General features: G+C 72.0%; 25 protein-coding genes and 2 pseudogenes. 19 read left to right on the top strand and 8 right to left on the bottom strand.

Features of this window, described 5'->3' with window-relative positions; all coding sequences use genetic code 11:
• Positions 1-8 precede the first annotated feature (8 nt).
• Complete coding sequence (locus ACFYVL_RS37765; protein ID WP_389253279.1) at positions 9-1,112, top strand: amidohydrolase; 1,104 nt, start codon at positions 9-11, stop codon at positions 1,110-1,112.
• Between the two features lie 25 nt (positions 1,113-1,137).
• Here ACFYVL_RS37765 and ACFYVL_RS37760 read toward each other — a convergent pair whose 3' ends face one another.
• The 3 genes from ACFYVL_RS37760 to ACFYVL_RS37750 are packed head-to-tail and all read right to left on the bottom strand — an operon-like array spanning position 1,138 to position 3,855.
• Complete coding sequence (locus ACFYVL_RS37760; protein WP_389253277.1) at positions 1,138-2,109, bottom strand: heme A synthase; 972 nt, start codon at positions 2,107-2,109, stop codon at positions 1,138-1,140.
• A gap of 55 nt (positions 2,110-2,164) precedes the next feature.
• Positions 2,165-2,932: an ABC transporter permease gene (locus ACFYVL_RS37755; protein WP_389253275.1), complete on the bottom strand. Its 768-nt coding sequence runs from the start codon at positions 2,930-2,932 to the stop codon at positions 2,165-2,167.
• Positions 2,929-3,855, bottom strand: a complete 927-nt coding sequence (locus tag ACFYVL_RS37750; protein ID WP_389253273.1) for an ABC transporter ATP-binding protein — start codon at positions 3,853-3,855, stop codon at positions 2,929-2,931. The genes ACFYVL_RS37755 and ACFYVL_RS37750 overlap by 4 nt, the downstream gene beginning before the upstream one ends.
• A gap of 133 nt (positions 3,856-3,988) precedes the next feature.
• Here ACFYVL_RS37750 and ACFYVL_RS37745 point away from each other — a divergent pair, with 133 nt between their 5' ends.
• The 9 genes from ACFYVL_RS37745 to ACFYVL_RS37705 all read left to right on the top strand — a co-directional run bounded on the left by ACFYVL_RS37745 (position 3,989) and on the right by ACFYVL_RS37705 (position 11,468).
• Positions 3,989-4,783, top strand: coding sequence for a formate/nitrite transporter family protein (locus ACFYVL_RS37745; protein ID WP_389253271.1), 795 nt, complete (start codon positions 3,989-3,991; stop codon positions 4,781-4,783).
• 142 nt (positions 4,784-4,925) lie between these two features.
• Positions 4,926-5,651: a helix-turn-helix transcriptional regulator gene (locus tag ACFYVL_RS37740; RefSeq protein ID WP_389253268.1), complete on the top strand. Its 726-nt coding sequence runs from the start codon at positions 4,926-4,928 to the stop codon at positions 5,649-5,651.
• A complete protein-coding gene (gene sufB, locus ACFYVL_RS37735; protein WP_389253266.1) occupies positions 5,648-7,072 on the top strand; it encodes a Fe-S cluster assembly protein SufB in 1,425 nt (474 codons plus the stop codon). Before ACFYVL_RS37740 ends, sufB begins: the two co-directional genes overlap by 4 nt.
• 62 nt (positions 7,073-7,134) lie before the next feature.
• Positions 7,135-8,313 carry a Fe-S cluster assembly protein SufD gene (sufD, locus tag ACFYVL_RS37730; protein WP_389253264.1) on the top strand — a complete coding sequence of 393 codons (1,179 nt, stop codon included), beginning with the start codon at positions 7,135-7,137 and terminating at the stop codon, positions 8,311-8,313.
• Positions 8,313-8,630 (top strand): non-heme iron oxygenase ferredoxin subunit, encoded by a 318-nt coding sequence (locus ACFYVL_RS37725; protein ID WP_389253262.1) that lies wholly within the window; start codon positions 8,313-8,315, stop codon positions 8,628-8,630. The genes sufD and ACFYVL_RS37725 overlap by 1 nt, the downstream gene beginning before the upstream one ends.
• A 7-nt stretch (positions 8,631-8,637) precedes the next feature.
• Positions 8,638-9,402, top strand: coding sequence for a Fe-S cluster assembly ATPase SufC (sufC, locus tag ACFYVL_RS37720; protein ID WP_189821525.1), 765 nt, complete (start codon positions 8,638-8,640; stop codon positions 9,400-9,402).
• Positions 9,399-10,655, top strand: a complete 1,257-nt coding sequence (locus tag ACFYVL_RS37715) for a cysteine desulfurase (RefSeq protein WP_389253259.1) — start codon at positions 9,399-9,401, stop codon at positions 10,653-10,655. Before sufC ends, ACFYVL_RS37715 begins: the two co-directional genes overlap by 4 nt.
• 13 nt (positions 10,656-10,668) lie before the next feature.
• Positions 10,669-11,133 (top strand): Fe-S cluster assembly sulfur transfer protein SufU, encoded by a 465-nt coding sequence (gene sufU, locus ACFYVL_RS37710; RefSeq protein ID WP_389253257.1) that lies wholly within the window; start codon positions 10,669-10,671, stop codon positions 11,131-11,133.
• Complete coding sequence (locus ACFYVL_RS37705; protein WP_389253255.1) at positions 11,130-11,468, top strand: metal-sulfur cluster assembly factor; 339 nt, start codon at positions 11,130-11,132, stop codon at positions 11,466-11,468. Before sufU ends, ACFYVL_RS37705 begins: the two co-directional genes overlap by 4 nt.
• 87 nt (positions 11,469-11,555) lie before the next feature.
• Here the strand turns inward: ACFYVL_RS37705 and ACFYVL_RS37700 are convergent, their stop codons facing one another.
• Positions 11,556-12,707: a hypothetical protein gene (locus tag ACFYVL_RS37700; protein WP_389253253.1), complete on the bottom strand. Its 1,152-nt coding sequence runs from the start codon at positions 12,705-12,707 to the stop codon at positions 11,556-11,558.
• A 259-nt stretch (positions 12,708-12,966) separates the two neighbouring features.
• On the opposite strand from ACFYVL_RS37700, the gene ACFYVL_RS37695 reads away from it, so the two are divergent.
• On the top strand, positions 12,967-14,280 hold the full coding sequence (locus ACFYVL_RS37695; RefSeq protein WP_389253251.1) for a DUF3616 domain-containing protein: 1,314 nt from the start codon (positions 12,967-12,969) through the stop codon (positions 14,278-14,280).
• 293 nt (positions 14,281-14,573) lie between these two features.
• Here the strand turns inward: ACFYVL_RS37695 and ACFYVL_RS37690 are convergent, their stop codons facing one another.
• Positions 14,574-15,122, bottom strand: coding sequence for a MarR family winged helix-turn-helix transcriptional regulator (locus ACFYVL_RS37690; protein WP_389253249.1), 549 nt, complete (start codon positions 15,120-15,122; stop codon positions 14,574-14,576).
• 123 nt (positions 15,123-15,245) lie between these two features.
• On the opposite strand from ACFYVL_RS37690, the gene ACFYVL_RS37685 reads away from it, so the two are divergent.
• Together ACFYVL_RS37685 and ACFYVL_RS37680 are read left to right on the top strand one after the other, a co-directional pair.
• Positions 15,246-15,746, top strand: coding sequence for an SgcJ/EcaC family oxidoreductase (locus ACFYVL_RS37685; protein WP_389253247.1), 501 nt, complete (start codon positions 15,246-15,248; stop codon positions 15,744-15,746).
• Between the two features lie 43 nt (positions 15,747-15,789).
• The gene (locus tag ACFYVL_RS37680; RefSeq protein ID WP_389253245.1) at positions 15,790-16,110 is read left to right on the top strand and encodes a DMT family transporter; all 321 of its coding nucleotides are present in this window, start codon (positions 15,790-15,792) and stop codon (positions 16,108-16,110) included.
• Here the strand turns inward: ACFYVL_RS37680 and ACFYVL_RS37675 are convergent.
• Positions 16,088-16,606, bottom strand: a pseudogene (locus ACFYVL_RS37675) (peroxiredoxin); the annotation flags it as partial. The gene ACFYVL_RS37680 and the pseudogene ACFYVL_RS37675 overlap by 23 nt on opposite strands.
• A gap of 52 nt (positions 16,607-16,658) precedes the next feature.
• Between ACFYVL_RS37675 and ACFYVL_RS37670 the strand changes: the two are divergent.
• From ACFYVL_RS37670 to ACFYVL_RS37660, 3 genes and pseudogenes are all read left to right on the top strand, one after another.
• On the top strand, positions 16,659-17,996 hold the full coding sequence (locus ACFYVL_RS37670; protein ID WP_389253243.1) for an MFS transporter: 1,338 nt from the start codon (positions 16,659-16,661) through the stop codon (positions 17,994-17,996).
• A 10-nt stretch (positions 17,997-18,006) separates the two neighbouring features.
• Positions 18,007-18,996, top strand: coding sequence for a 2,3,4,5-tetrahydropyridine-2,6-dicarboxylate N-succinyltransferase (gene dapD / locus ACFYVL_RS37665; protein WP_389253241.1), 990 nt, complete (start codon positions 18,007-18,009; stop codon positions 18,994-18,996).
• 140 nt (positions 18,997-19,136) lie between these two features.
• Positions 19,137-19,355: pseudogene (locus ACFYVL_RS37660) on the top strand (hypothetical protein); the annotation flags it as partial.
• 53 nt (positions 19,356-19,408) lie between these two features.
• On the opposite strand, the gene ACFYVL_RS37655 reads toward ACFYVL_RS37660, so the two are convergent.
• Positions 19,409-20,314 (bottom strand): 4-hydroxy-tetrahydrodipicolinate synthase family protein, encoded by a 906-nt coding sequence (locus ACFYVL_RS37655; RefSeq protein ID WP_389253239.1) that lies wholly within the window; start codon positions 20,312-20,314, stop codon positions 19,409-19,411.
• A gap of 115 nt (positions 20,315-20,429) precedes the next feature.
• On the opposite strand from ACFYVL_RS37655, the gene ACFYVL_RS37650 reads away from it, so the two are divergent.
• Both ACFYVL_RS37650 and ACFYVL_RS37645 read left to right on the top strand, forming a co-directional pair.
• Positions 20,430-21,104: a DUF4232 domain-containing protein gene (locus tag ACFYVL_RS37650; protein WP_389253237.1), complete on the top strand. Its 675-nt coding sequence runs from the start codon at positions 20,430-20,432 to the stop codon at positions 21,102-21,104.
• Between the two features lie 182 nt (positions 21,105-21,286).
• Positions 21,287-22,060, top strand: coding sequence for an antibiotic biosynthesis monooxygenase (locus ACFYVL_RS37645; RefSeq protein WP_389253235.1), 774 nt, complete (start codon positions 21,287-21,289; stop codon positions 22,058-22,060).
• Between the two features lie 61 nt (positions 22,061-22,121).
• On the opposite strand, the gene ACFYVL_RS37640 is transcribed toward ACFYVL_RS37645, so the two are convergent.
• Positions 22,122-23,972 carry an endonuclease/exonuclease/phosphatase family protein gene (locus ACFYVL_RS37640; RefSeq protein ID WP_389253233.1) on the bottom strand — a complete coding sequence of 617 codons (1,851 nt, stop codon included), beginning with the start codon at positions 23,970-23,972 and terminating at the stop codon, positions 22,122-22,124.
• A 233-nt stretch (positions 23,973-24,205) separates the two neighbouring features.
• On the opposite strand from ACFYVL_RS37640, the gene ACFYVL_RS37635 reads away from it, so the two are divergent.
• The gene (locus ACFYVL_RS37635; RefSeq protein WP_389253231.1) at positions 24,206-25,681 is read left to right on the top strand and encodes a hypothetical protein; all 1,476 of its coding nucleotides are present in this window, start codon (positions 24,206-24,208) and stop codon (positions 25,679-25,681) included.
• Positions 25,682-25,930: the final 249 nt, after the last annotated feature.

Raw genomic sequence — 25,930 nt, 5'->3', positions numbered from 1 at the left:
GAGCCCCGATGTTCGTCACCCCGTTGTCCCTGGTGGACCAGTACTGCCACGGGGTGCTCCGCACCGAGCTGGGCCTGGGCACCTTCGAGGCGCACCTCGCCCGCACCCCGGCCCCGCCCGCGCCGGGCACCACCTTCTTCGACACCCAGACCGGCTTCGCCGTACGCCGCTGGTGTCCGCCCCTGCTGGGCCTGGAGCCGCACTGTCCGCCCGCCGGCTACCTCGCCAGACGCCGTGAGCTGGGCGCGCCCGCCGCGGGACGGCTGCTGCTGCGGGGCACCGGGATCGTCACCTATCTGGTCGACACCGGGCCGCCCGGCGACCTGATGGGCCCCGGGGAGCTGGCCGCGGCGGGGGACGCCGAGGCGCGCGAGATCGTACGGCTGGAAATGCTCGCGGAGCAGATCGCCGACACGTCGGGAACGGCCGAGGGGTTCCTCGCCAACCTGGGCGAGGCCATGCAGGCCGCGACCGCGTCCGCCGTGGCGTTCACCTCCGTCGCGGCGGCACGCCACGCCCGCGCGCTCGCCCCGCACCCGCCGGGTCCCGGCGAGGTGCGCGGGGCGGCCGGGCGGTGGCTGGCCGGACGCCGGGCGGGGGAGCGGCTGCGGGACCCCGTACTCCTGCGGCACCTGCTGTGGAACGCGCTGGGCCGGGGGCTGCCGCTGCAGCTGCACGTGACGGGGGAGCCGGAGCAGCTGACGGAGTTCGCGGCGGCCAGTGCCGGGCTCGGCACCGACCTGGTGCTGCTGCACGGCCACCCCCACCACCGGTACGCGGCACGGCTGGCGAGCGACTTCCCGCACGTGTACGCGGACCTGGGGCCCGCGCTCGCGCACACGGGCGCGCGGGCCCCGGACGTACTGGCGGAGATCCTGGAGATCGCGCCCTTCGGCAAGCTGCTGTTCTCCAGCGGAGCGCGCGGACTGCCCGAACTGCACGTGGTGGCCGCACAGGTGTTCCGGTCGGCACTGCGCCGGGTGCTCGGCGGCTGGGTGGCCGACGGGGCGTGGTCGGGGGCGGACGCGGAACGGGTGGCGGGGCTGATCGCGGCGGGCAACGCCCGCCGCGTCTACCGGCTCACCGAATCCCTGTCCGACACCCGCGGCTGAGGGCCCCGCCCTCGGGCCGCGTACCTCAGACCGCGGCGGAGAGGGAGGGGTCGGACTGCGCCGGGATCGCCGGGCTCTCCACCGTGCGCTCGCGCAGGCTCAGCAGCAGCCGGACCACCGCGATCCACAGCAGCGCGGAACCGAGCATGTGCAGGCCGACCAGGATCTCCGGCACCCCGGTGAAGTACTGGACGTAACCGATGGCGCCCTGCGCGAGCAGCACCACCAGCAGGTCGCGGGCGCGGGCCCGGGTGTCGGCGGGGGCGTCGACCATGCGCAGCACCAGCCACATCGCGATGGCCAGCGCGCACACCACCCACGCCGCGATGGCGTGCAGATGGGCGGCGGCGGTCCAGTCCCACGGCATGCGCGGCACCTCGCTCTTGTCGCCCGCGTGCTTGCCCGAACCCGTCACCGTCGTACCGAGGACGATGAGGACCACCGTGACGGCGGCCAGCGCCCACGACAGCTTGCGGACCGGGCGCGGCACGCGCGGCTTCGGCTCGCCGTCGCCCTCGCCGGTGCGGTGCCAGACGACGGTCGCGACGGTCAGCAGGACGTTGGCGAGCAGGAAGTGCCCGGCCACCGACCAGGGGTTGAGGCCCATCCACACCGTGATGCCGCCGATGACGGCGTTGCCCATCACCAGCCAGAACATCGACCAGGCGGTACGGGTCAGTCCGCGCCGCCGGGGCTTGACCGACCGTACGGCGATGATCGCCAGGCCGACCGCGGCGGACAGGACGTAGGTGAGCATCCGGTTGCCGAACTCGACGAACCCGTGGAAGCCCTGTTCGGGCGTCACGAACAGGCTGTCTTCCGTGCACTTGGGCCAGGTGTCGCAGCCGAGGCCGGAACCGGTGAGGCGGACCGCACCACCGGTCACGATGATGAAGACGCTCATCACGACGGCCGTGAGCGCGGCGCGCCGCAGGGCGCGGGGGGTGGGAGTCCATCGCTGGGCGATGAGAGCGAGGGGGTTCAACACGGCAACCATCGTAGGCGGGCGCTTGTGCAGGATTTCACGAGGGGGGCCGTGGCGGACTGTGATGTCACTCCCAGCGGAAGAACCTGGCCGCCGCACCCAGTCCCAGCACCGCCCACGCCGCGAGGATCCCGAGGCTGCCCCACGGCATCGGGGCGCCGTGCTGGAGCACGTCGCGCAGCCCCTCGGAGAGCGCCGAGATCGGCAGCAGACCCAGCAGGTCCCGCACCGCTTCGGGGAACTTCTCCAGCGGCACGATCACCCCGCCGCCCACCAGCAGCAGCAGGAACACCAGGTTCGCCGCGGCCAGCGTCGCCTCCGCCTTGAGCGTGCCCGCCATCAGCAGGCCGAGCCCGGAGAAGGCGGCCGTGCCGAGGACCAGCAGGAGCAGCACCGCCAGCGGGTTCCCCCGCGGCGACCAGCCGAGCCCGAAGGCGATGGCGGTCAGCAGCACCACCTGGAGCACCTCGGTGAGCAGCACCGACAGCGTCTTGGCGGTCATCAGCGCCCACCTCGGCAGCGGCGAGGTGCCGAGCCGCTTGAGCACTCCGTACCGCCGCTCGAACCCGGTGGCGATGGCCTGGCCGGTGAACGCGGTGGACATGACGGCCAGCGCGAGGATGCCGGGGGCCAGGAAGTCCACGGACCGGCCGTCGCCGGTGTCGATGATGTCGACGGCGGAGAACAGCACCAGCAGCAGCGCCGGGATGATCACCGTCAGCAGCAGCTGCTCGCCGTTGCGCAGCAGCATCCTGGTTTCGAGCGCGGTCTGCGCCGCGATCATCCGGCCGAGCGGAGCCGCTCCCGGCATCGGGGCGTAGGGGGCGGTGCTCATGGACGCAGGTCCTTACCGGTCAGTTCGAGGAAGACGTCTTCGAGGGTGCGCCGTTCGACCGAGATGCCGTCCGGCATGACGCCGTGCTGGGCGCACCAGGTGGTCACCGTGGCCAGCAGCTGCGGGTCGATCTTCCCGCCGATGCGGTACGTCCCCGGGATCAGCTCCTCCGCGACGGTGTCGGCGGGCAGGGCCTTGAGGAGCGAGGCGAGCTCCAGACCGGGACGGCCGGTGAAGCGCAGGGTGTTCTCGGCGCCGCCGCGGCACAGGTCCGCGGGGGTGCCCTGGGCGATGACCCGGCCCGAGTCGACGATCACCACGTCGTCGGCGAGCTGTTCGGCCTCGTCCATGAAGTGGGTGGTGAGGATGACGCCGACGCCCGAGGAGCGCAGTTCGCGCACCAGGTCCCAGGTGGAGCGGCGGGCGTGCGGGTCGAGCCCGGCGGTCGGTTCGTCCAGGAAGACCAGCTCGGGGCGGCCGACCACGGCCATCGCGAGCGCGAGGCGCTGCTGCTGCCCGCCGGACAGCCGCCGGTAGGACGTACGTCCGCAGCCGGCGAGCCCCAGCCGCTCGATGAGCGCGTCCACGTCCAGCGGGTGGGCGTGCAGCTTGGCCATGTGGCGCAGCATCTCGTCCGCGCGGGCGCCGGAGTAGACGCCGCCGGACTGGAGCATCACACCGATGCGGGGGCGGAGCTTCGCCGCGTCGGCGACCGGGTCCAGGCCCAGGACGCGGACGGTGCCGGCGTCCGGCTTCCGGTAGCCCTCGCAGGTCTCGACGGTGGTGGTCTTGCCGGCGCCGTTGGGGCCGAGGACTGCGGTGACGGTGCCTGCGGCGACGGTGAGATCGAGGCCGTCGACCGCGGTCTTCGCTCCGTACCGCTTGACCAGGCCGTGGACCTGGACGACGGGCTCTTGTGACATGGGAGCGAGTCTAGGTCCCGCCCGCCGGGGCCCGGGGCAGGGGGCGGAGGTCCCGGGCGCGGGGGCCGGAAGCCTCGCAAGAGGTGACCTTTTCGGGCACGGGCCGGGGGCCGGGCGGTTCTAGCGTCGAAGCGTGATCAGCATCGCGGAGAACGTCGAGGAGACCGCCCGTCAGGCCGCCCACAAGGCGCACGGCCTCAGACGACCCAGCGGCTACCTGGTCTCCGCGCTGCTGGCCGGCGCGTACATCGCGGTGGGCGAGGTGCTGCTGCTCACCGCCGTCTCCCCGCTGGTCACCGCGGGGTCGCCGTGGGTGCGGCTGGTCGAGGGCGCGGTGTTCCCGATCGCCCTGACGCTGGTGATGTGCACCGGCGCGCAGCTGTTCACCTCGAACGTGCTGGTGATGATGGTGGGCGCGTTCACCGGCCGGACCGGCCGGCGCGCCCTGGTCGGCACCTGGGCCCTGTGCCTGGTCGGCAACCTCCTGGGCACCCTCGGACTGGCCGCCATGGCGCACGCCTCCGGGGTCACCGCCGCGCCCGGCGCCCGCGCGATGCTGCACGAGATGCTCCAGGCCAAGGAGGCGCTCACCGGCGGGCAGCTCTTCTGGCGCGCGGTGCTCTGCAACCTGCTGGTCTGCCTCGGGGTCTGGATGTACTTCCGGATGAGCGGCGAGGTCGCCAAGATCCTCGTGCTGTGGCTGCCGGTGCTGGTGTTCGTCGCGGCGGGCTTCGAGCACTGCGTCGCCGACATGGCGCTGTACGCGATCGGGATCTTCGAGGGCTTCTCGTCGCCCGGCGAACTGGTCCGCAACCTCCTGTTCACCGTGCCCGGCAATATCGTCGGCGGCGGACTGCTGGTCGGCGGGCTGAACTGGTACGTCGGCGGAGCGCTTCGTTCGGGTGGTGATCGCCCGGCAGCCGGGTGAGCCGGGGGCATACCCCCAGGTCAACAACGCTCATAGTGATCGTTTCCGCAGGTCAGCTTAGGTTTGCCTAAGTGACGCAGGGCACCGGAGTCGCCCAAGATCCGGGTTGTCAGGCTCTGAGGAATTACGCAACAATGGCGTTGTGAAATACGTCGACGAGGTCCCGCAGGAGGACGTGGCGACCGGAGAGCGGTCCACCCGCAACCGGGTCGCGCGCTCCATCCTGGACCACGGCCCGTCCACGGTCGCCGATCTGGCGAAGCGCCTCGGTCTCACCCAGGCCGCTGTGCGCCGCCACCTCGACGCGCTGGCCGCGGACGACGTGGTCGAGGCGAAGGAGCAGCGCGTCTACGGCGCGCGCACGCGAGGCCGGCCCGCCAAGGTCTTCGCGCTCACCGACTGCGGCCGCGACGCCTTCGACCAGTCCTACGACAAGCTCGCGGCGGACGCCCTCACCTGGATCTCCCGGGCGGCCGGCGGCGGCGAGCAGGGCGAGGCGGCCGTCACCGCGTTCGCCCGCGCCCGGATCGCCGCGCAGGCCGAGGCGTACCGCGAAGCGGTCGAGGCCGCACCCCCCGAACAGCGCACCGAGGCGCTGGCGAAGGCCCTGAGCGCCGACGGGTACGCTGCTACGGCGCGTAGCGCACCGGTCGGAGAGCAGCTGTGCCAGCACCACTGCCCTGTCGCCCACGTCGCGGAACAGTTCCCGCAGCTCTGCGAGGCGGAGACCGAGGTCTTCTCCGCGCTGCTCGGGACCCACGTACAGCGACTGGCCACCATCGCCCATGGCGACGGGGTCTGCACGACGTACATCCCCAAGACCAGTCATTCAGCATCAGCAAGCACGGCCGGGAGGAACCCCGCATGACTCTCCCTATCGAGGAGACTGCCCACCCCGAACTTGAGGGCCTGGGTACGTACGAATTCGGCTGGGCCGACTCCGACGCGGCAGGCGCCGCGGCCAAGCGAGGCCTGTCCGAGGCTGTCGTCCGCGACATCTCGGAGAAGAAGAACGAGCCCGAGTGGATGCTGAAGCTGCGTCTCAAGGGACTGAAGCTCTTCGGCAAGAAGCCCATGCCCAACTGGGGCTCGGACCTGTCGGGCATCGACTTCGACAACATCAAGTACTTCGTGCGCTCCACCGAGAAGCAGGCCGCTTCCTGGGAGGAACTGCCCGAGGACATCAAGAACACGTACGACAAGCTCGGCATCCCGGAGGCGGAGAAGCAGCGCCTCGTCGCCGGTGTCGCCGCCCAGTACGAGTCCGAGGTCGTCTACCACCAGATCCGTGAGGACCTGGAGGAGCAGGGCGTCATCTTCGTCGACACCGACACCGCGCTGAAGGAGCACGAGGAGCTCTTCAAGGAGTACTTCGGCACCGTCATCCCGGTCGGCGACAACAAGTTCGCGTCGCTGAACACGGCCGTGTGGTCCGGCGGCTCGTTCATCTACGTGCCCAAGGGCGTCCACGTGGACATCCCGCTCCAGGCCTACTTCCGTATCAACACGGAGAACATGGGCCAGTTCGAGCGGACGCTGATCATCGTGGACGAGGACGCCTACGTCCACTACGTCGAGGGCTGCACCGCGCCGATCTACTCCTCGGACTCGCTGCACTCCGCCGTGGTCGAGATCATCGTGAAGAAGGGCGGCCGCTGCCGCTACACGACGATCCAGAACTGGTCGAACAACGTCTACAACCTGGTGACCAAGCGCGCCGTGGCCTACGAGGGCGCGACCATGGAGTGGGTCGACGGCAACATCGGCTCCAAGGTGACGATGAAGTACCCGGCCGTCTACCTGATGGGCGAGCACGCCAAGGGCGAGACCCTGTCCATCGCCTTCGCGGGCGAGGGCCAGCACCAGGACGCCGGCGCCAAGATGGTGCACATGGCGCCGAACACGTCGTCCAACATCGTCTCGAAGTCCGTGGCGCGCGGCGGTGGCCGCACCTCCTACCGCGGTCTCATCGAGATCGGCGAGGGCGCCCCGGGCTCCAAGTCCAACGTGCTCTGCGACGCGCTGCTCGTCGACACCATCTCCCGTTCCGACACGTACCCCTACGTGGACGTGCGCGAGGACGACGTGTCCATGGGCCACGAGGCGACCGTCTCCAAGGTCTCCGAGGACCAGCTCTTCTACCTGATGAGCCGCGGTCTGACCGAGTTCGAGGCGATGGCCATGATCGTGCGCGGCTTCGTCGAGCCGATCGCCAAGGAACTCCCGATGGAGTACGCCCTGGAGCTCAACCGGCTGATCGAGCTGCAGATGGAGGGTTCGGTCGGCTGACCGGACTCCCTCAGGCAGCAACCGACTTCTTCTTGATCCAGAGAGAGAGCGCTACGACAGCCATGGCTGAGGCTCAGAACATCCCGGTGGGTTCCACCACCGCCGGTTCCATCGCGGTAGCGGCGGAGTCCACCACCGCCACCCGCATGAGTGCGCCGCCGTCCTTCGACGTGGCGGACTTCCCCGTGCCGCACGGCCGCGAGGAGGAGTGGCGGTTCACCCCGCTGTCCCGGCTGCGCGGGCTGCACGACGGCTCCGCCGAGGCCGGTGGCGTGCTAACCGTCCAGGTCGACGCCCCCGAGGGCGTCACCGTCGAGACGGTCGACCGCTCGGACGCCCGCCTCGGCAGGGCCGGCAAGCCGGTGGACCGGGTCGCGGCCCAGGCGTACACCTCCTTCGAGAAGGCCTCGGTCGTCACCGTGCCCAAGGAGAAGGTGCTCGACCAGCCGATCCGCATCGCGGTGCACGGCGAGGGCGGCACGGCCTACGGCCACCAGGTGATCGAGCTCGGCGCGTTCGCCGAGGCCGTCGTGGTCATCGACCACACCGGTGACGGCGTGCTCGCCGCCAACGTCGACTACGTGCTCGGCGACGGCGCGAAGCTCACCGTGGTCTCCGTCCAGGACTGGGACGACAAGGCCGTCCACGTCGCCCAGCACAACGCGCTGGTCGGCCGCGACGCCTCCTTCAAGTCCGTCGTCGTCACCTTCGGCGGCGACCTGGTCCGGCTGCACCCGCGCGTCTCGTACGCCGGAACGGGCGGCTCCGCCGAGCTGTTCGGCCTGTACTTCACCGACGAGGGCCAGCACCAGGAGCACCGCCTCCTGGTCGACCACAACGTCGCGCACTGCAAGTCCAACGTGGCCTACAAGGGCGCCCTCCAGGGCCAGGACGCGCACGCGGTGTGGATCGGCGACGTCCTGATCCAGGCCGCCGCCGAGGGCACCGACTCCTACGAGATGAACCGCAACCTGGTGCTCACCGACGGCGCCCGCGTCGACTCGGTGCCCAACCTGGAGATCGAGACCGGCGAGATCGCCGGAGCGGGCCACGCCTCGGCGACCGGCCGCTTCGACGACGAGCAGCTCTTCTACCTCCAGTCGCGCGGCATCCGCGAGGACGAGGCCCGCCGGCTGGTCGTGCGCGGCTTCTTCGCCGAGCTGGTCCAGCAGATCGGCCTCGACGACGTCGAGGAGCGGCTGCTCGCGAAGATCGACGAGGAGCTGGAGGCGTCCGTCTGATGGCGTTCGTACGAGTGGCCGCGCTGAGCGAGCTGGAGGCCGACACCCCCAAGCGGGTCGAGGTCGACGGCACGCCGGTGTCGCTCGTCCACACCGAGGGCGAAGTCTTCGCGATCAACGACATCTGCTCGCACGCGAACGTCTCGCTGTCCGAGGGCGAGGTGGAGGACTGCGCCATCGAATGCTGGCTGCACGGCTCCAGCTTCGACCTGCGCACCGGCAAGCCGTCCGGCCTGCCCGCGACGCGCCCCGTCCCCGTTTACCCCGTAAAGATCGAAGGGGACGATGTGCTCGTCTCCGTCACCCAGGAGTCCTGAGTACCCCATGGCAACGCTTGAAATCCGCGACCTGCACGTCTCCGTCGATGTCGAGAACGGCACCAAGGAGATCCTCAAGGGCGTCGACCTGACCGTGAAGCAGGGCGAGACCCACGCCATCATGGGCCCCAACGGCTCCGGCAAGTCCACCCTCGCGTACTCGATCGCGGGTCACCCCAAGTACACGATCACCAGCGGCACCGTCACCCTCGACGGCGAGGACGTCCTGGAGATGTCCGTCGACGAGCGTGCCCGCGCCGGCATGTTCCTCGCCATGCAGTACCCGGTCGAGGTCCCCGGCGTCTCGGTCTCCAACTTCCTGCGCACCTCGGCCACCGCCCTGCGCGGCGAGGCCCCCAAGCTGCGCACCTGGGTGAAGGAGGTCAAGTCCGCGATGGAGCAGCTCCAGATGGACCCGTCCTTCGCCGAGCGCAACGTCAACGAGGGCTTCTCCGGCGGTGAGAAGAAGCGTCACGAGATCCTCCAGATGGAGCTCATGAAGCCGAAGATCGCCATCCTCGACGAGACCGACTCCGGCCTCGACGTGGACGCCCTGCGCCAGGTCTCCGACGGCGTCAACCGGGTCCGCGAGACCGGCGAGGTCGGCACCCTGCTGATCACGCACTACACGCGCATCCTGCGCTACATCAAGCCGGACTTCGTGCACGTCTTCTCGGCGGGCAAGATCGTCGAGTCCGGTGGCCCCGAGCTGGCCGACCAGCTCGAGGCCGAGGGCTACGAGAAGTACACGAAGGGTGGCGCAGCCGCGTGACACACCTGCCGGGCCTCCTCGACACGGACGCGATCCGCAAGGACTTCCCCCTGCTGGACCGTGTCGTCCACGGGGACAAGAAGATCGTTTACCTGGACTCCGCTGCGACCTCGCAGAAGCCGCGCCAGGTGCTCGACGCGCTGAACGAGTACTACGAGCGGCACAACGCCAACGTGCACCGCGGTGTGTACACGGTCGCCGAGGAGGCCACGGCGCTGTACGAGGGCGCCCGCGACAAGGTCGCCGCCTTCATCAACGCGCCGAGCCGCGACGAGGTGATCTTCACCAAGAACGCCTCGGAGTCGCTCAACCTCGTGGCCAACATGCTCGGCTGGGCCGACGAGCCCTACCGGGTCGACCGCGACACCGAGATCGTCATCACGGAGATGGAGCACCACTCCAACATCGTCCCGTGGCAGCTGCTCGCGCAGCGCACCGGCGCGAAGCTGAAGTGGTTCGGCCTCACCGACGACGGGCGCCTCGACCTGTCCAACATCGAGGAGATCATCAACGAGAAGACGAAGATCGTCTCCTTCACGCTGGTCTCCAACCTGCTGGGCACCGTCAACCCGGTCGAGACGATCATCCGGCGCGCCCAGCAGGTCGGCGCGCTGGTCTGCATCGACGCCTCGCAGGCCGCCCCGCACATGGTGCTGGACGTGCAGGCGCTGCAGGCCGACTTCGTGGCCTTCACCGGCCACAAGATGGTCGGCCCGACGGGCATCGGCGTCCTGTGGGGACGGCAGGAGCTCCTGGAGGACCTCCCGCCCTTCCTCGGCGGCGGCGAGATGATCGAGACCGTCTCGATGCACTCCTCCACCTACGCCCCCGCGCCGCACAAGTTCGAGGCCGGTACGCCCCCGATCGCGCAGGCCGTGGGCCTCGGCGCGGCCGTGGACTACCTCACGGCGATCGGCATGGAGAACATCGCGCGCCACGAGCACGCGATCACCGAGTACGCGGTCAAGCGCCTGCTCGAAGTACCGGACCTGCGCATCATCGGTCCGGCGACGGCGGAGGACCGCGGCGCGGCCCTCTCCTTCACCCTCGGCGACATCCACCCGCACGACGTGGGCCAGGTGCTCGACGAGGAGGGCATCGCGGTGCGCGTCGGCCACCACTGCGCGCGCCCGGTCTGCCTGCGGTACGGAATTCCCGCGACGACGCGAGCGTCCTTCTATCTGTACTCCACGCCGGCCGAGGTCGATGCCCTGGTCGACGGCCTGGAGCACGTACGGAATTTCTTCGGGTAGGCGGGTAGCGACAGTGAAGCTGGATTCGATGTACCAGGAAGTCATCCTGGACCACTACAAGCACCCGCACGGGCGGGGGCTGCGCGACGGCGACGCCGAGGTGCACCACGTCAACCCGACCTGCGGCGACGAGATCACGCTGCGGGTGAAGTACGACGGGGAGCGCGTCGAGGACGTCAGCTACGAGGGGCAGGGCTGCTCCATCAGCCAGGCCAGCGCCTCGGTGCTGAACGACCTGCTGGTCGGCAAGGACCTGGACCAGGCCAGGAAGATCCAGGAGACCTTCCTGGAGCTGATGCAGTCGAAGGGCTCCATCGAGCCGGACGACGCGATGGAGGAGGTCCTGGAGGACGCGGTCGCGTTCGCCGGGGTCTCGAAGTTCCCGGCCCGGGTGAAGTGCGCCCTGCTGAGCTGGATGGCATGGAAGGACGCGACCGCTCAGGCCCTGGGCGAGAGTGCGAAGAAGGAGACGGCATGAGTGACGAGCAGACCCTGACGACCAAGCCGGCCTCCGAGGAAGAGGTCCGCGAAGCCCTGTACGACGTGGTCGACCCCGAGCTGGGCATCGACGTCGTCAACCTGGGCCTCATCTACGGCATCCACGTCGACGACGCCAACATCGCCACCCTCGACATGACGCTGACGTCCGCGGCCTGCCCGCTGACCGACGTCATCGAGGACCAGGCGAAGTCCGCCACGGAGGGCATCGTCAACGAACTCAAGATCAACTGGGTCTGGATGCCGCCGTGGGGCCCGGACAAGATCACGGACGACGGCCGCGAGCAGCTGCGGGCGCTCGGCTTCAACGTCTGAGTTCCGCCGCTTGTCGGCCCGTTCCCGCGGACCGCGTACGACCGTGCCCCCGGCGCTCCTCGTGAGCGCCGGGGGCACGGTCGTTTGTCAGTGCTGGGGGGCTTGAGGGTACTGCTGCGGCGGGGGCGGCAGGTGGGCCGCCTCGGCGAGGACCGGGGCCAGGTTCTCGCGGCGGATGCGCTGGTCCACGTAGAGCAGGCCGGTGGAGAGCTGGGGGAAGAAGGTCACCACGATCTGGCTGACGAAGCCGCCCAGCATGGTGATCAGCAGGTAGCCGCCCAGGGAGACCAGGAACTGGAGGGCCTCGGCCTCGGCGTTGCTGCCCGGGTCGAAGTTCATGCCGGGGAGCATCGAGAACATCCCCAGGAAGGTGAACGGCACCTGGATGAACCAGCTGGCGACCGTCGCCATGCCCCACACCAGCAGCGTGATCCCGAAGATCCGCCACCACGCCCCCTTGACCAGCTGGGCCGAGCGGTGCAGCGCCCGCATCGGGCCCGCGGTCTCGAAGACCGCGACGGCGGGGGCCAGCGAGAACAGCACCCAGAGCCAGATCGCCAGCGGCCCCAGGAGCAGTGCTCCCAGCAGCCCCACACCGGTCAGCGTGAGGGCCAGGTCGCTGCCGCCGCTCTCCACCAGGCCGAACATCAGGGCCGCGTAACCCGTGACGAGCAGGCCCAGCACCACGAACACGGCCAGCCACGGGACCAGCAGCACCCCGAGCACCGCGGGCAGCCTGCGGACGGCACGGTTCCAGATCGCGCCGAAGGTGGTGCGGCGGCCGAGCACCGCCTCCTGGAGCGCGGCGGGGGAGGCCGCCTGGGTCATCGCGGTGGCCAGCAGCAGGCACACCAGACCGACCAGGGCCACCACGCCGAAGGTGTAGCCGATGGTGCGGAACGCCTCCCAGGGCGGCTCCGGGTCCCCGGCCCGGATCGACTGCTCGATCACGTCGAACTCGTCGGTGAGCGAGTCGACCGCGAGGGCCACGGCACCGCCGGTGACCACCAGCGCCAGGCAGTACACCAGCGCGGCTATGCCCATCAGCTGTTTCCAGTGGCGGCCGAAGGCGGCGAAGGTGCCGCTCAGTATGTCGCCGACGGCCAGCGGGCGCAGCGGTACCACCCCGGGCTTCGGGGCCTCCGGGGGCGGACCCCAGCCGCCGCCCCAGCCCTGTCCCGGAGCGGCGCCCGGTCCGGGCGGAGGGCTTGAGTAGGGTCCGCCCGAGTAGTGACTCACTGCGCGCTCCGTGGTGTTCGTGGTGGTCGTGCGGGGTGTGCCCCTCGCGCGGGCGCGGGATGCGGGTGTGCCCGGCGGGGGTGGGGATGATCGGCGGTCCACCGTAGCCGGGTTCGCACGGTTGACGGAACGGCCGAGCGGCGGGGCCCTCGGGGCCGGTGGCCGCGGGCGGGGGGCCGGGGCGGGTACCGGGTGTTCTGATCAAGGCCGGTTCGTCCTAGGTTGTCGCCCAACAGCCGTGCCGAAGAAGGGCGTTGCCATGACTCCGTCGTCCGCTGCCCCGGTGCTCACCCTCTCCGCCGACCGCCTCTCCGGTGCGGTCGGCGCCGTCGGCGATCCGACCCTCCTGGTCTTCGTCGCGCAGGAGGGCGTCCCGCCCGCCGAGTTGTCCGTGGTCGCGGTCGCCTCGTCCGACTCGCGGGTCGCGGGGGCCGGGGACGTCACGGTGCGCGGCCGGGGCGAGCGGCGGGAGGTCTCGGTACGGGCCCGGGGGCGCGGCAGCTGCGACCTGACGCTGCGGGTCACCGGGCGCGGCGGAGCCACCGCCTCCGCGGTCCTGGGCTTCGCCGCCTCCGGGCCCGTCCGGTGCGCCGGGGACACCCGCTACTTCACCGGGGTCAGCGACGCGTCCGCCGCCTTCGACGCCGGGGGCGGCCACCTCGTGCTCGCCGAGGACGAGACCAACCTGCTGCGGCTCTACGCGCGCGCGAACTCCGGCGGACCGGTGCGGACCTGGGACTTCGCCAAGAGGCTCGGCACCGTCAAGGAGATCGACATCGAGGGGGTGGCGCGTGCCGGGGACATCGCGTACTGGATGGGCTCGATGTCCAACGGCAAGGACGGCGGGCTCAGGGCGGACCGCTCGACGCTCTTCGCGACCGTGGTGCGGGGCAGCGGCCGGGACACCGTGCTGGAGTACGCGGGGGCCTACCGGCATCTGCGCGCCGACCTGATCTCCTGGGACGAGGGGCGCGGCGGCGAGCTGGGCTTCGCCGCCGGGGCGGCCAGGGGCCGCGCACCCAAGCGGATCGACGGGTTCAACGCGGAGGGCATCGAGTTCGCGCCCGGCAGTACGAGCATCGCGTACCTCGGTTTCCGGGCGCCCCTGGTCCCGGCCAAGGCGGGCGGCGAGGCACTGCTGGTCCCCGTGCTGAACATGGACGAGCTGATGACGGAGCGGGCGGACGAGGGCGGCCGGGCCAGGTTCGGCGAGCCGGTGCTGCTCGACCTGGACGGGCTGAGCATCCGCGACCTGCGGCGCAACTCGGCCGACCAGTACCTGATCGTGGCCGGGTCCTGGTCAGGCGGCGACGAGGCCGCGCCGGCCGCGCTGTACGCCTGGGACGGTCAGCCCGGACACGGCGCGGCCCGGCTGATGGATTTGCCCATGGGTGACCCGGGCGCCTGGGAGTGCGTGGTGTCCGTACCGGACCTCGACGTGCCCGGTGCGCGGGTGCAGCTGATCGCGGACTGCGGCACCGTCGACTGGTACGGGGACGGCGTGGCGGCCAAGGACCTGGAGCACCCGGAGTGGAAGAAGTCGCGGGCGGTGACGTTCACGGTGAGCGAGTGATCCTCACGGTGGCCGGTGTCCCTTGCGGTGACCGGGTGTTCTTCGGGCCGGGTGTCTGTCGCGGTGGCCGAGGGTCCCTCGTGACCGGGGGGCCGAGTGTTCCTCGTGACCGGGTGGCCGTGGCGGTGATCGTGTGCCGTTCGCGGCAGGGTGTCTCCCACGGTGGCCGAGGGTCTCGCGTGGCCGGGCGGCCCTCGTGACCGGGTGCCCCTCGCGGCCATGTGCCCCTCGCGACCGGGTGCTCCCGGTGGCCGCGCCCTGCCGAGGTGCGTCCGGGCGCCCGTGGCGGGCGGCTATCGCGTCCGGCCGCTCTCCTCGGCCGTACCTCCGGCCGCGTCCCGTGCCGTCTCCCCGGCCCCGTCCCGCCCCGTCTCCCGGGCTGCTTCCCGCGTCCGGGTCGCCGCCTCGCGCAGTGCGGGGGCCGCCGCCTCGAAGTAGCGGTACAGGACGCCCAGTTCGGCGGTGTCGAAGGTGTCGAGCACCTCCGCCAGCCGGCGGCGTACCGGGCCGAGGGTCCGTTCCTGCTGCTGCGGGGTGAGCGGTACCGCCTCGACCACGACGCGCCGCCGGTCGGCCGGGTCCGGGGCGCGGTGCGCCCAGCCGTTGCGCTCCAGGCGGTCGACGAGCCGGGTGGTGGCGCTCTGCGAGAGACCGATCCGGGCGGCCAGGGCGCCGGTGGTGAGCGGCCCCGAGAACTCCAGGACGTTGAGGGCGTGGAAGTCGGTGGGGTTCTGGCCGAGGGCGTCGGCGGCGGTCTGGCCGCAGAGGGTCATGGCGGTGAAGTACGCGCGATAGGTGGCCGCGTGGTCGCGGAACAGCTGGTCGCGGGCGGGGTCGGACATGGGCTCCTCCTCGTGGGGGTCCCTCGCGGGGCGTCGTGCGGGCAGGATGCTTGCCAGAAACTTGCACGGCTGCATATATTGCATGTGTGCAAGCAACGTTAGCCCACTTCCAGGGGAGAAGCCATGACCACCCGGCCGAGCACCACCGCTGAAGGCACCGCGACCGCCACGGACACCGCCACCCTCGCCACCGCCGAGGCCGAGGTCCGCGCCCACTTCGAGAAGAACCGGCTCGCCTGGGCCGACACCGACGCGTACGGCGCGACCTTCACCGAGGACGCCGACTACGTCACCTTCTTCGGCGGCCGGATGCGCGGGCGCCACGAGATCGAGGAGGGCCACCGGGGGCTGTTCGAGGGCGTGCTGAAGGGGTCCCGGCTGTGGGCGGCCGTCGACAGCGTGGTCCTCCCCGCCCCGGACGTCGCACTCGTCCACGCGCGCGGCGGCGTCCTCAAGGGGCGGCGGACCAGGCCCTCTGCGCGGGCGCGCTCCGTGCAGACGTACGTCATGGTGCGCGGCGCGGACGGCGAGTGGCTGATCCGGGCCTTCCAGAACACCCGTCGCAGGCCGCGCGTCGAGGCCTTCAGCAACTGGCTCGCCGGGTTCGCCCCGAAGCAGCGCTGACGACCGCCGGATACGTGTGCAGGGCATGCGTACCCTCGGACGCATGCCCTACGTTCTGCTTGCCGCGGCCATCGCGGCGGAGGTGGCGGGTACCACCGCCATGAAGTACAGCGACGGATTCAGCAGGCTCTGGCCCTCGCTCATCACCGTCGTCGGCTATCTGCTGGCCTTCGGCCTGCTCGCACAGACCCTCAAGTCGATGTCGGTGGGCACCGCCTACGCGATCTGGGCGGGGGTCGGCACCGCCGCCGTCGCCTGCATCGGGATGGTCTTCCTCGGCGAGTCCGCCAGCGCCGTCAAGGTGGCCGGCGTCGCACTGGTCATCGGCGGGGTGGTGCTGCTCAATCTCGGCGGGGCGCACTGAGGACCACCGCGAGGGCCGCCCGTACGCTCTCCTCGACGTCGCCGGAGGCGGGGATCACCTCGCGGACCGTGCGGTCCCGGTCGACGACCATCGTCAGCCGGCGCAGCCGCCGCACCCCGGCGACCTCGAACACCGGCAGCTCCAGCGCGCCGGCCAGGACGAGGTCCGCGTCGGAGAGCAGCGGGAAGCGCAGCCGCTCCTTCGCCCCGAACTCCCGCTGCTCCTGCGGCGACTGGGTCGACACGCCCCGCACCGTCGCCCCCGCGGCACGGAACTCGGCGAGCCGGTCGCGGTACGCGCAGGACTGACGGGTGCAGCCGGTCGCGCCCGGAATCCCGGCCCAGCCCGGCGGATACGACTCGCGCCGGGCGTAGGCGCCGGGAAAGAAGTACAGGACGGTGTACGGGGTGCCCGGCGCGACGGGGTCGCGCGGCTCGTCCCCGTGGTCGCGCAGGCGGAGGTCCGGGAAGCGGGTGCCGCGCAGCGCGAGCGTCCGGTCGGTCTCGGCGGCGGTCATCGCGGCCGTCGTGGCGGTCGGTGCGGTACTCATGATCTTGATCCCCCTGTCGTTGACCTGCGACGACGATGCTGCCATAGTCAGTTCCGAAAAGGAACTGAGTGACGGGGTGGGGATGTTGGGCAGCTTCAAGGACATACCGAGAGCCGTCTGGATGCTGGCCCTGGGCCTCTTCTTCAACAGCGCCGTCGCCTTCACCTTCGTCTACCTCTTCCTCTACCTGACGGACGAGCGCGGACTGCCGCTCACCCAGGCGGGACTGATCAGCGGCATCGGCGGCCTCGGGCTCATCACCGGCAACTTCACCGGCGGCTGGTTCGGCGACCGGTTCGGCCACCGGCGGGCGCTGCTGTGCGCCGCCGTACTGGCCGGGGCGATGCTGGTGCTGCTCCCGCTGATCCCGGTCGCGGCCCTGTACGCGGCCCTGCCCCTGTGCAACTACGCACAGGGCGCGCTGCGCGCCTGCAACTCCGCCCTCGTCGCCGTGACCGTTCCCAAGGAGGCGCGCCGCCAGGGCTTCGCCGTCATGCGGGCCGCGGGCAACGCCGGATTCACCGTGGGCGCGCCGCTCGGGGCGCTGGTCGCCGCCCAGTTCTCGTACACCACCGTCTTCGTCGCCGACGGCATCGGGACTCTGCTCTTCGCGGCCTACGCGGCACGCGTGCTGCCCTCGCGCGGCGCGGGCAGGGCCCCGGGCGGCCGGGGGAGCGGCGGCGAGGGGCGGAGCATCCGGCGCGAGCTGCGGGACCGCCCCGCCGTCGTGGTGCTCCTCGTCGCGGTCTTCTGCGCCGACCTCGTCTACCGGCAGCTCTTCTCCACCTTCCCCGTCTTCCTCGGCGACCACGGCTTCGGCATCGAGGTCTACGGCTGGCTGTTCGCCGTCAACGGCGGAGTGATCCTGCTGCTGGAATTGCCCGCCACCGCCGCCCTGCGCCGGTTCGTCCCGCTGACGATCGTCGGGACCGGACTGGTCCTGGTCGGACTCGGCTACGGGCTGCTGGTGTTCGGCGCGGGCATCGGGCTCGCCGTCGCGATGATGCTGCTGCTGACGGCCGGGGAGATCCTCTACAAGACCCCGGCCACCGCATACGTCGCCGACCAGGCGCCGGACCACGCGCAGGGCCGTTTCCAGAGCCTGTACGCGGGCGTCTCGGTGAGCGGCGTCGTCCTGGCACCGCCGCTGGGCGGGGCGCTGTACGCCGCGGCACCGGACCTGCTGTGGCCGCTGTGCACGGGGCTGGCGGTGCTCGCGGGACTCGTGGTGATCGGGGCGGGGCGGCTGCGGAGCGGGCCGCCGCCGTCGGCCGCGGCGGACGGGGCACGCCCGCTGGGCGAGACCGGTTCGCCCGTGCGGGGCGCCGCCGGTTAGGTTTTCCGTCATGACCGATACGACTGCTACTCGCACCACCGGCGCCGTCGCCGCCGGACTCGCCACGATCGCCGCCGACGGCACCGTCCTCGACACCTGGTTCCCCGCCCCCGAGCTCGTCGCAGAGCCCGGCGAGGCCGGCACCGAGCGCCTCTCCGCCGAGCGCGCCACCGAACTGCTGGGCGCCGCCGCGCCCAAGGCGGTGGGCCCCGACGCCCGCCGCGGCGTCGAGGTCGTCGCCGTCCGTACGGTCATCGCCTCCCTCGACGACAAGCCGCTGGACGCCCACGACGCGTACCTGCGCCTGCACCTGCTCTCGCACCGCCTGGTCCGGCCGCACGGCCAGAACCTCGACGGCCTCTTCGGGCTGCTCGCCAACGTCGCCTGGACCTCGCTCGGCCCGGTCGCCGTGGACAGCCTCGAAGAGGTGCGGCTCAACGCGCGCGCCGAGGGCCTGCACCTCCAGGTCACCTCGGTCGACAAGTTCCCGCGCATGACCGACTACGTCGCGCCCAAGGGCGTGCGCATCGCCGACGCCGACCGCGTCCGCCTCGGCGCGCACCTCGCGGCCGGCACCACCGTCATGCACGAGGGCTTCGTCAACTTCAACGCCGGCACGCTCGGCACCTCCATGGTCGAGGGCCGCATCTCGGCCGGTGTCGTGGTCGGCGACGGCTCCGACATCGGCGGCGGCGCGTCCACCATGGGCACCCTGTCCGGCGGCGGCAACGTCCGCATCGTCATCGGCGAGCGCTGCCTGGTCGGCGCGGAGGCCGGCGTGGGCATCGCGCTGGGCGACGAGTGCGTCGTCGAGGCGGGCCTGTACGTCACCGCGGGCACCCGCGTCACGATGCCCGACGGCCAGATCGTCAAGGCCCGCGAGCTCTCCGGCGCCTCGAACATCCTCTTCCGCCGCAACTCGGTCACCGGCACCGTCGAGGCCCGCCCGAACAACGCGGTCTGGGGCGGCCTGAACGAGGTGCTGCACAGCCACAACTGAGTGGCCGGGCGCGGACGGCGGGCGGGTGACGGGACCAGGGGGTTCCGCGCCCGCCCGCCGGGCTGTCGGGGGCGGCCGGCCGGGCGGGCGCGTCCCGGGCGGGGCGTGTCCTTTGGGCCGTACGAGTGGTTAAGCGGATCATGAATGAAGCGCACAAACTGATCCGTCTGCTCGCCGCCCTCGGGGCGGGGGCCGCGCTCGCCGTCGTGCTGTCCGCGCCGGCCGCGTACGCCGACGAGACCCACACCGGCTCGCACAACGCACCGCGCGTCTCGCTGCTCAGCACGGGACAGATCGACGACCCGCTGGAGGACGTGCTGGAGCACGCGACCATCCTCGGGCGGACGTACCTCGTCGAGGGCGCCGAGGCACCCGAGGCCCCGGAGGCACCCGAGGCTCCGGAGGGGGCCGGTCAGCCCTGAGCCGTGAGGTCGTGGTGGGCGGTCAGCAGGGCTTCGGTGACCGCCGCCGCGGCGGGCTGCAGCGGCTCGCGGACCGGGCCCGCGGGCATGCCCAGGGCGTTGAGGAGCGCCTTGGCGGTGACCGTGCCGGGCAGGCCGGCCGCCATCATCAGCTCCACCAGCGGGAGCGTCCGGCGGTACTGCCGGGTGGCCTCGGCGACCTCGCCCCGGTCGTACGCGTCCAGGGCGGCGCGCAGTTCGCCCGGGGCCGCGTTCGCCACCGTGCTGACGTAGCCGGTGCCGCCCGCGGTGCGCAGCGGAAGGATGAGTTCCTCGCTGCCCGCGTAGTAGGCGAGCCCGGTGCGGGCGAGCACCCCGGCGCTGCCGAGCAGGTCGTACGCACAGTCCTTGACGGCCGCGATCCGGGGGTGCTCGGAGAGCCGCAGCATGGTCTCGGGCTCGATGCGCACCCCCGTGCGGACCGGGATGTCGTACAGCATGACGGGGACGGAGACCGCGTCCGCGACCCGCCGGAAGTGCGCCTCCAGCGCGGCCTGGGGCGGCCTGCTGTAGTACGGCGCGACCACCAGCAGACCGTCGGCGCCCGCCCGTTCGGCGGCCAGGGCCAGTTCGACCGTGTGCGCCGTGTCGGCGCTGCCGACACCCGCGACGAGCGGTGTTCCGGGGCCGACCGCCTCCCGGACGGCCCGCACCAGCGCCGTCTTCTCCGCGTCGGTGGTGGTCGGGGACTCACCGGTGGTGCCGTTCAGGACGAGTCCGTCGCAGCCGCCGGAGAGCAGTCCGGCGGCCAGCTTCTGGGCGCCGGGCAGATCGAGCGCGTCACCGGCCGGGGAGAACGGAGTGATCATCGCGCAGAGGGCGCGTCCGAAGGGTGCCGCGGGGGCGGGGAGCGTCATGGGTGCAGTGTCGGCCGCCGCGACCGTGAAGGTCCACTTAGATCTCCTACGGTGAAATGGTCAGCAGGGGTTAAGTGTGGAGGGAGCGGCGGCGGTGCGGCCCCGGCTCTCTGGCATGATCCCGGCAGAGCAGGCGCGGGAGCACCGCGCGGCGGAGGGCGAGGGGCGCGCGATGGGTGTACGGATACGGGCGGTGGCGGTCGTGCTGCTGTGCGGGGCGGTGCTGACCGGCTGCGACGGGTTCCTGGTGCCCGCGGGCGAAGGGGAACCGCGCCCGGAGCAGAGCAGCGCGTCGCCCTCGCCGTCGGCCGCCGCGGGCGGCGCCCCCGCCTCCGGCGGTCTCGCCCGCCCCACCGCCCCCGCGTCCGGCGGCTACAGCCCGCCCGCCCCGCAGGACTGCCCCGCCGGACTGCGGGTGGACATGGGCGAGATCCAGGCGGCCCTGAGCCACCGGATCGCCGTCCTCACCCTCACCAACTGCGACCGGAAGCCCCAGAAGATCTCCGGCCGCCCCTCCGTCAAGGCGTACGCCGCCGACGGCACGGCCGTCGACATCGAGGTGAACGTCCGCGAGGAGGGCAAGAAGGCGGACGCCGAACTGACGCTGCCGCCGGGCGGTGTCGCGTACTCCCGGCTCGACTGGCGGCCCTACGACGGGGTCGAGAAGGCCCAGGCGCTGGAGATCGCGGCCGGCCCCGGGCACCATCCGCGCGGCTTCCCGCTGGAGGGGGACGTGCGCATGGTGGACGCCTTCGACGTCACGCCGTGGGCGAGCGCCCCGCCCCGGTGACGGAGGGCCGGGTTCCGGCCTGGCGGCGGAGGTTCCGGGTTCTGCCGGGGGAGACGCCGGGCCCTGTCGGGGCCCGTCCGGGGGTGGATGGAAACGCTTGACCTCAGGCGCGGTTGAGGTTCGATCATGGTTTCCGAAGCAGCGCACGGAACGGATCCGGGCGCCCGAGCGAGGAGACCGGAATGACCGCGACCGTGGCCCACAGCCGTACCGACCTGCTCCGTCCGGGAGTCGGCCTCGTCAAGGTCAGCACCTGGGACGTGGGTTCGCCGGACGGGCAGCGGGCGGCCGTGGAGGCGATCGGGAAGGCGTGGCTCTCGCGGGAGTGGCCGGCCGAGGGGCCGCTGTCGTACAGCGTGTACACCGGTGAGGACGGCCGGACGCTGCTGCACTACAGCCAGTGGGCCGACGAGGAGACGTATCAGGCCTTCTTCCGCCGGGGGCGCGACGAGCGCAACGCGGAGATCGACGCCGCCGTGCCCGGGGTGCGGCGACTGGGCCTCGCGTCGTACGCGCTGTACCGCAGCCGGGTGACCGAGGGCGACGACCGGCTGCCGGGCTGCGTCGCGGTGATCGAGGCCGACTTCGAGGGGGTGGATCCGGCGCGGCTGCGGACCTGGGTGGACGCGGTGTTCGACGCGTCCGGGGACGAACCGAGCAAGGCGGACGGGCCGAGCAAGTCGGACGGTGCGCGAGAAGCGGATGGTGCGGGAGAAGCGGACGGTGCGGGGGCCGAGGCGGGGTCGCTCTCCGCGCACTTCCACGTCGGCCTGGACGGCACCCGCGTCCTGAACTTCGCCGAGTGGACCGACGCCGCCGCCCACCGCGCCATGCTCGACGCCCCCGGGGACGGCGTGCCGTCCCCGGCGTGGGAGCGCGTGCACACCTTCCCCGGGCTGACGGGCAGCCGGACGACGCGCTACGCGCCCGCGCTCAGCCTGAGCGCGGACGCGTAGCGGCCCCGCACGGCAGCCCGTCGCCGGCTGCCCGGGGAGCCGCCGCCGCGGGCGGGACGGGCTACGGCCGGAAGCGCAGCACCTGCGGGTCGTGGTCGCTGTTCTGGTCCGCGAACTCGGCGTTGATGTGCACGCTGTCGTAGGCGAAGCCGCGGATCGACGGGCTGGTCAGGATCTGGTCCAGGACCTGGGTGTTGCCCTGGTAGACGTAGGAGTAGCGCTCCGGGCGCGGCAGCGACTTGACGGCGGCGTTCAGCGCGCCGCCCGCCGTCAGGGCCTTCGTCGTCGCCGAGAACTCGAAATCGTTGATGTCGCCGAGGACCAGGACGTTCGCCCGCCGGTCGGCCTTCAGCACGTCCTTCACGAAGGTGTTGACCGTCTGCGCCTGGAGCAGGCGCTTGGTCTCCGAGGAGCGGACCGGCGGCTGGTGGTGCGAGGTCAGGGCCTCGTCGCCGCCCTTGGAGCCGAAGTGGTTGGCGACGACGATCACCGGCTCGCCGCGGAAGGAGAACTCGGCGGCCAGCGGCTTGCGGCTGTCCGTCCAGGCCGCGTTCGCCGGGTCGACCCGGCCGGGGGACAGGGTCAGGGCCGCGCGGCCCTTCTCCCGTACGACACCCGTCGCGGTCGTCGCGTCGCCGCCCGGCCGGTGGGTGAAGGAGACCCGGGCCGGGTTGTAGAGGAAGACCTGGCGGATGTTGCCGCCGGGCTCGCCGCCGTCCTTGTTGTTCTGCGGGTCGATGGACGTCGAGGCGTAGCCGGGGCCGCCCGCCGCGACGATCGCGTCCGTGAATTTCTTGACCGTTGCCGCGCTGCTCACGGTGCCGTCGTTCTTCGCGCCGTTGTCGTCCTGGATCTCCTCCAGGGCGATGATGTCGGGCGAGGAGAGGTTGGCGACGACCGCCTTCGCGAGCGCGTCGAACTTCTCCTGCGGGTCGGTCGGGTCGAGGTTCTCCACGTTGTACGTGGCCACGGCCAGTTCGTTCTTCGCCTGCTTGCGGGTCTGCTCGCGCCGCAGGCCGCGGTCCACGACCTTGCCGAGGGTGCGGGCGGTGAGGGTGTAGCCGCCGTACTGGTTGAAGTCGAGCGGGCCCTCGGTCGTCCCCGAGAGCACGTCGCCGACGTTCGCCTTCGGGAAGGGCTGCTGGGCGAGCGGGGCCAGCTGCTGGATCTGGATGCGGCCGGTGTTCTGGGCGTCGTAGCCGCCGTAGACGGTGCCGCCGCGGCGGTTGTCGTTCTCGTGCGGCTTGACCGTCACCCACAGCTCGGCGTGCGCGTCGGTCGCGCCGACCACCCGGGAGGTGCCGATGCGGACGTTGGTGCCTTCGAGGGACTCGTAGAGGTCGAGGGCGTAGCGGCGCGGGTTCAGGGTCAGGCCGTTGATACTGTTGCCGGCCGCCGGGTCGCCCTCGGGGGCGTAACGCGAGGGCACCGTACGGGAGTCGATGACGACCGGGGCCGGGACCGCGTTGCCCGAGGAGAGCACCGTGACGGCGGGCTTCGAGAGCTGGGTGAGGGACTGGTTGCCGGAGGCCGCGCCGCCGGGGACGTACTCGGTGACCGTGCCGGAGACCTTCACGGCGTCGCCGACCGCCACGGTCGGGGCGGCCGAGGTGAAGACGAAGATCCCCTCGCTGGTGGCGGGGTTGCCGTCGCCCTTCGCGTCCTGGAACCAGAAGCCCTTGGAGCCGTAGGTGCGCACTCCCGTGACGATGCCCTCGACGTCGGTGACCTGCTGGCCGGCCAGCGGGGATATCCGGGTGGTGCCCTGGATGTCGTGGATACGGACGGTGGGCGCGGCGTCGGTGTCGCCCGCGGCGGCGCTGGTGGCGCCGGAGAGCAGGCCCGCGGCGAGAGCGGTGGTGAGGAGGGTGGCGACCGCGGTGCTTCTCGGCAGGGAACGGCGGGACGTCATCGGGTACTCCGAGGGTGAGGGCAGAACGGAGGGGGACAGGTTTCTACGCGCGTCAATCTCTTGCGTGCGTACGGGTGTTGTCAAGGTTCGGCGGGTGATCCCCCGGTGCACGAAACCTGACGGGTACATGAACCCCATGGGACCGGTGCAAATGCGTCTACGCTGGGTGCCGCTCGAACCCCCCTCTTTTCGTCAGTTCACATCTCAACGTTTCGTCCGAGGAGAACCCCCAGATGCCCGAAGACCGCCCCACCCTGCCGCCGGTGCGGCTGCACTCGGACGCGGAGCTGGCGCGGGACGCGCTGGCCGCACCGCTGTTTGCGCGGGCCGTGAAGCTCGCCCGCTGGGCCTCGCCGGACACCCGGGTCGGGGCGGGCGGCGAACTCGTCGAGGAGCAACTCCCGGCAGCGGCAGCCGAGTTGGGCCTGGGCCTGGCCGACGGCGTCGAGGACGACGAGGACGCGGCGGCGTACGCCAGCGAGGCCTGGCGCACCGCGGTCGACACCGGCCTCGTCGACATCACCGACCCCGAGGACCCGGAGGCGGAGGGGGCGCTGGGGACGGCCGCCCCCGGCGAGGCCCTCGCGCTGCTGGCCGGCGGCAGCCCGCAGGACATCCTCGCGCTCTGGCTGGAGGCCTTCGAGACGGCCTTCGCCGACGCCACCGCACCGGTGCTCGACGACCTCGGCGCACTGCTCGGCGACGACGGCGAGCTGGACTTCGACGCGCTGGACTGGGACCCGCAGCAGGAGGCGGACTTCCTGGAGGGCGTGCTCGGCAACCTGTACCTGCTGACCGTGGCCGACGGCGGCGCGGGCGAGGGGCCGGTCCCGCTGCCCGCGCTGGCCGCCTCGATGATCGTCCCCGACGACATGGGCGAGCCCACCGACGACGTACTGGAGCAGGTCTCCGACGCGATGATGCGGCTCGACGACCAGTTCCGGGTGCTGGAGCCGGTCGGGCTCGTGGAGTACACGCCGGTGGACGAGGCACTGATGGCGGAGGAGGGCGAGGAGCCCGTGCCGTCGGACGGCCGGCTCGACGAGGAGGACGTCGCACGGTACGGCATGGTCCGGCTGACCCCGCTCGGACTGTACGGAGTGCGGGCCCGGATGCTGGAGGCCGGGGTGGACGCCCCGGCGGTCGGCGACCTCGCGGACAAGGGCGCCGACGTCCTGCTGGACGCGGTCGGCCTCTTTCCCGAGCTGGCGGTGCGCGCCGAGATCGAGCAGTGGCTCGCCCGGCGCGAGACGGACCGGGCGGCCCGGGAGCTGCTGGACGCGGCGCGCGGCGCCGACGACGGCGGGCCGCTGCGCCGGCTGCGCTGCCAGCAGGCGCTGTCGCTGGCGGGCGAGGCCGCCGAACCCGCGGTGCGCGAGCGCCTGGACGATCCCGAACTCGGCGGTCTGGCCCGGGTCTGGCTCGTCGAGCAGGGCCGGGCCCAAGTGCCCGCCCCGCCGGAGGAGATGGTCTTCTGGCTGGCCATCGACACCATCGCGGCCCAGCTGGACGTCGCGGACGAGTCGCCCGAACTGCACGAGCTGGTGGCCGGGCTGACGGGACAGCACGAAGGGTTCTTCGACAAGGCGTGGCGCGTCGAACACCCCGCCACCGCCGAGGTGCTGGAGGCGGTCGGCCGGCTGCACCCGGAGAAGAAGGCGGCCAAGGAGGCCCGCAAGGCGGCCTTCAAGGCGAGGTCCCGGGCGTAGTCGGGCGCGGGCCCGCCTCCCGCGGACGTACCGGCGCGGACGTACCTGCCCGGACGCACCGGTCCTGACGGCACGGGACCTGGTGCGGCGGACCTGGTGCGGCGGCCGGGCGGCCCGCGGTCGAGGAGGGGCGGGGGGGGGGGGTGGCCCCCCCCCCCCCCCCCCGGGGGCCCCGGCGCCCCCCCCCCCCCCGGGGGGGGGCTCGGGCGGGGCGCCGCCCCCACCCACCAAAAGGACCGCGCCGCACTG

Origin of the sequence: Streptomyces sp. NPDC004111, from assembly GCF_042874215.1 — a bacterium.
Taxonomy (GTDB): Bacteria; Actinomycetota; Actinomycetes; order Streptomycetales; family Streptomycetaceae; genus Streptomyces.
Note: the sequence above shows the minus strand (reverse complement) of the source record. Positions and strands in the feature narration are given on the sequence as shown.

Coding starts and splice junctions, on each gene's coding strand:
- ACFYVL_RS37680 (WP_389253245.1), top strand. CDS start 15,790: ATGCCCTACGTTCTGCTTGCCGCGGCCATCGCGGCGGAGGTGGCGGGT.
- ACFYVL_RS37645 (WP_389253235.1), top strand. CDS start 21,287: ATGACCGCGACCGTGGCCCACAGCCGTACCGACCTGCTCCGTCCGGGA.
- ACFYVL_RS37650 (WP_389253237.1), top strand. CDS start 20,430: ATGATCCCGGCAGAGCAGGCGCGGGAGCACCGCGCGGCGGAGGGCGAG.
- sufD (WP_389253264.1), top strand. CDS start 7,135: ATGGCTGAGGCTCAGAACATCCCGGTGGGTTCCACCACCGCCGGTTCC.
- ACFYVL_RS37755 (WP_389253275.1), bottom strand. CDS start 2,932: ATGAGCACCGCCCCCTACGCCCCGATGCCGGGAGCGGCTCCGCTCGGC.
- ACFYVL_RS37705 (WP_389253255.1), top strand. CDS start 11,130: ATGAGTGACGAGCAGACCCTGACGACCAAGCCGGCCTCCGAGGAAGAG.
- ACFYVL_RS37670 (WP_389253243.1), top strand. CDS start 16,659: ATGATCTTGATCCCCCTGTCGTTGACCTGCGACGACGATGCTGCCATA.
- ACFYVL_RS37750 (WP_389253273.1), bottom strand. CDS start 3,855: ATGTCACAAGAGCCCGTCGTCCAGGTCCACGGCCTGGTCAAGCGGTAC.
- ACFYVL_RS37635 (WP_389253231.1), top strand. CDS start 24,206: ATGCCCGAAGACCGCCCCACCCTGCCGCCGGTGCGGCTGCACTCGGAC.
- ACFYVL_RS37655 (WP_389253239.1), bottom strand. CDS start 20,314: ATGACGCTCCCCGCCCCCGCGGCACCCTTCGGACGCGCCCTCTGCGCG.
- ACFYVL_RS37765 (WP_389253279.1), top strand. CDS start 9: ATGTTCGTCACCCCGTTGTCCCTGGTGGACCAGTACTGCCACGGGGTG.
- ACFYVL_RS37690 (WP_389253249.1), bottom strand. CDS start 15,122: ATGTCCGACCCCGCCCGCGACCAGCTGTTCCGCGACCACGCGGCCACC.
- sufB (WP_389253266.1), top strand. CDS start 5,648: ATGACTCTCCCTATCGAGGAGACTGCCCACCCCGAACTTGAGGGCCTG.
- sufC (WP_189821525.1), top strand. CDS start 8,638: ATGGCAACGCTTGAAATCCGCGACCTGCACGTCTCCGTCGATGTCGAG.
- dapD (WP_389253241.1), top strand. CDS start 18,007: ATGACCGATACGACTGCTACTCGCACCACCGGCGCCGTCGCCGCCGGA.
- ACFYVL_RS37725 (WP_389253262.1), top strand. CDS start 8,313: ATGGCGTTCGTACGAGTGGCCGCGCTGAGCGAGCTGGAGGCCGACACC.
- ACFYVL_RS37640 (WP_389253233.1), bottom strand. CDS start 23,972: ATGACGTCCCGCCGTTCCCTGCCGAGAAGCACCGCGGTCGCCACCCTC.
- ACFYVL_RS37695 (WP_389253251.1), top strand. CDS start 12,967: ATGACTCCGTCGTCCGCTGCCCCGGTGCTCACCCTCTCCGCCGACCGC.
- ACFYVL_RS37760 (WP_389253277.1), bottom strand. CDS start 2,109: ATGGTTGCCGTGTTGAACCCCCTCGCTCTCATCGCCCAGCGATGGACT.
- ACFYVL_RS37685 (WP_389253247.1), top strand. CDS start 15,246: ATGACCACCCGGCCGAGCACCACCGCTGAAGGCACCGCGACCGCCACG.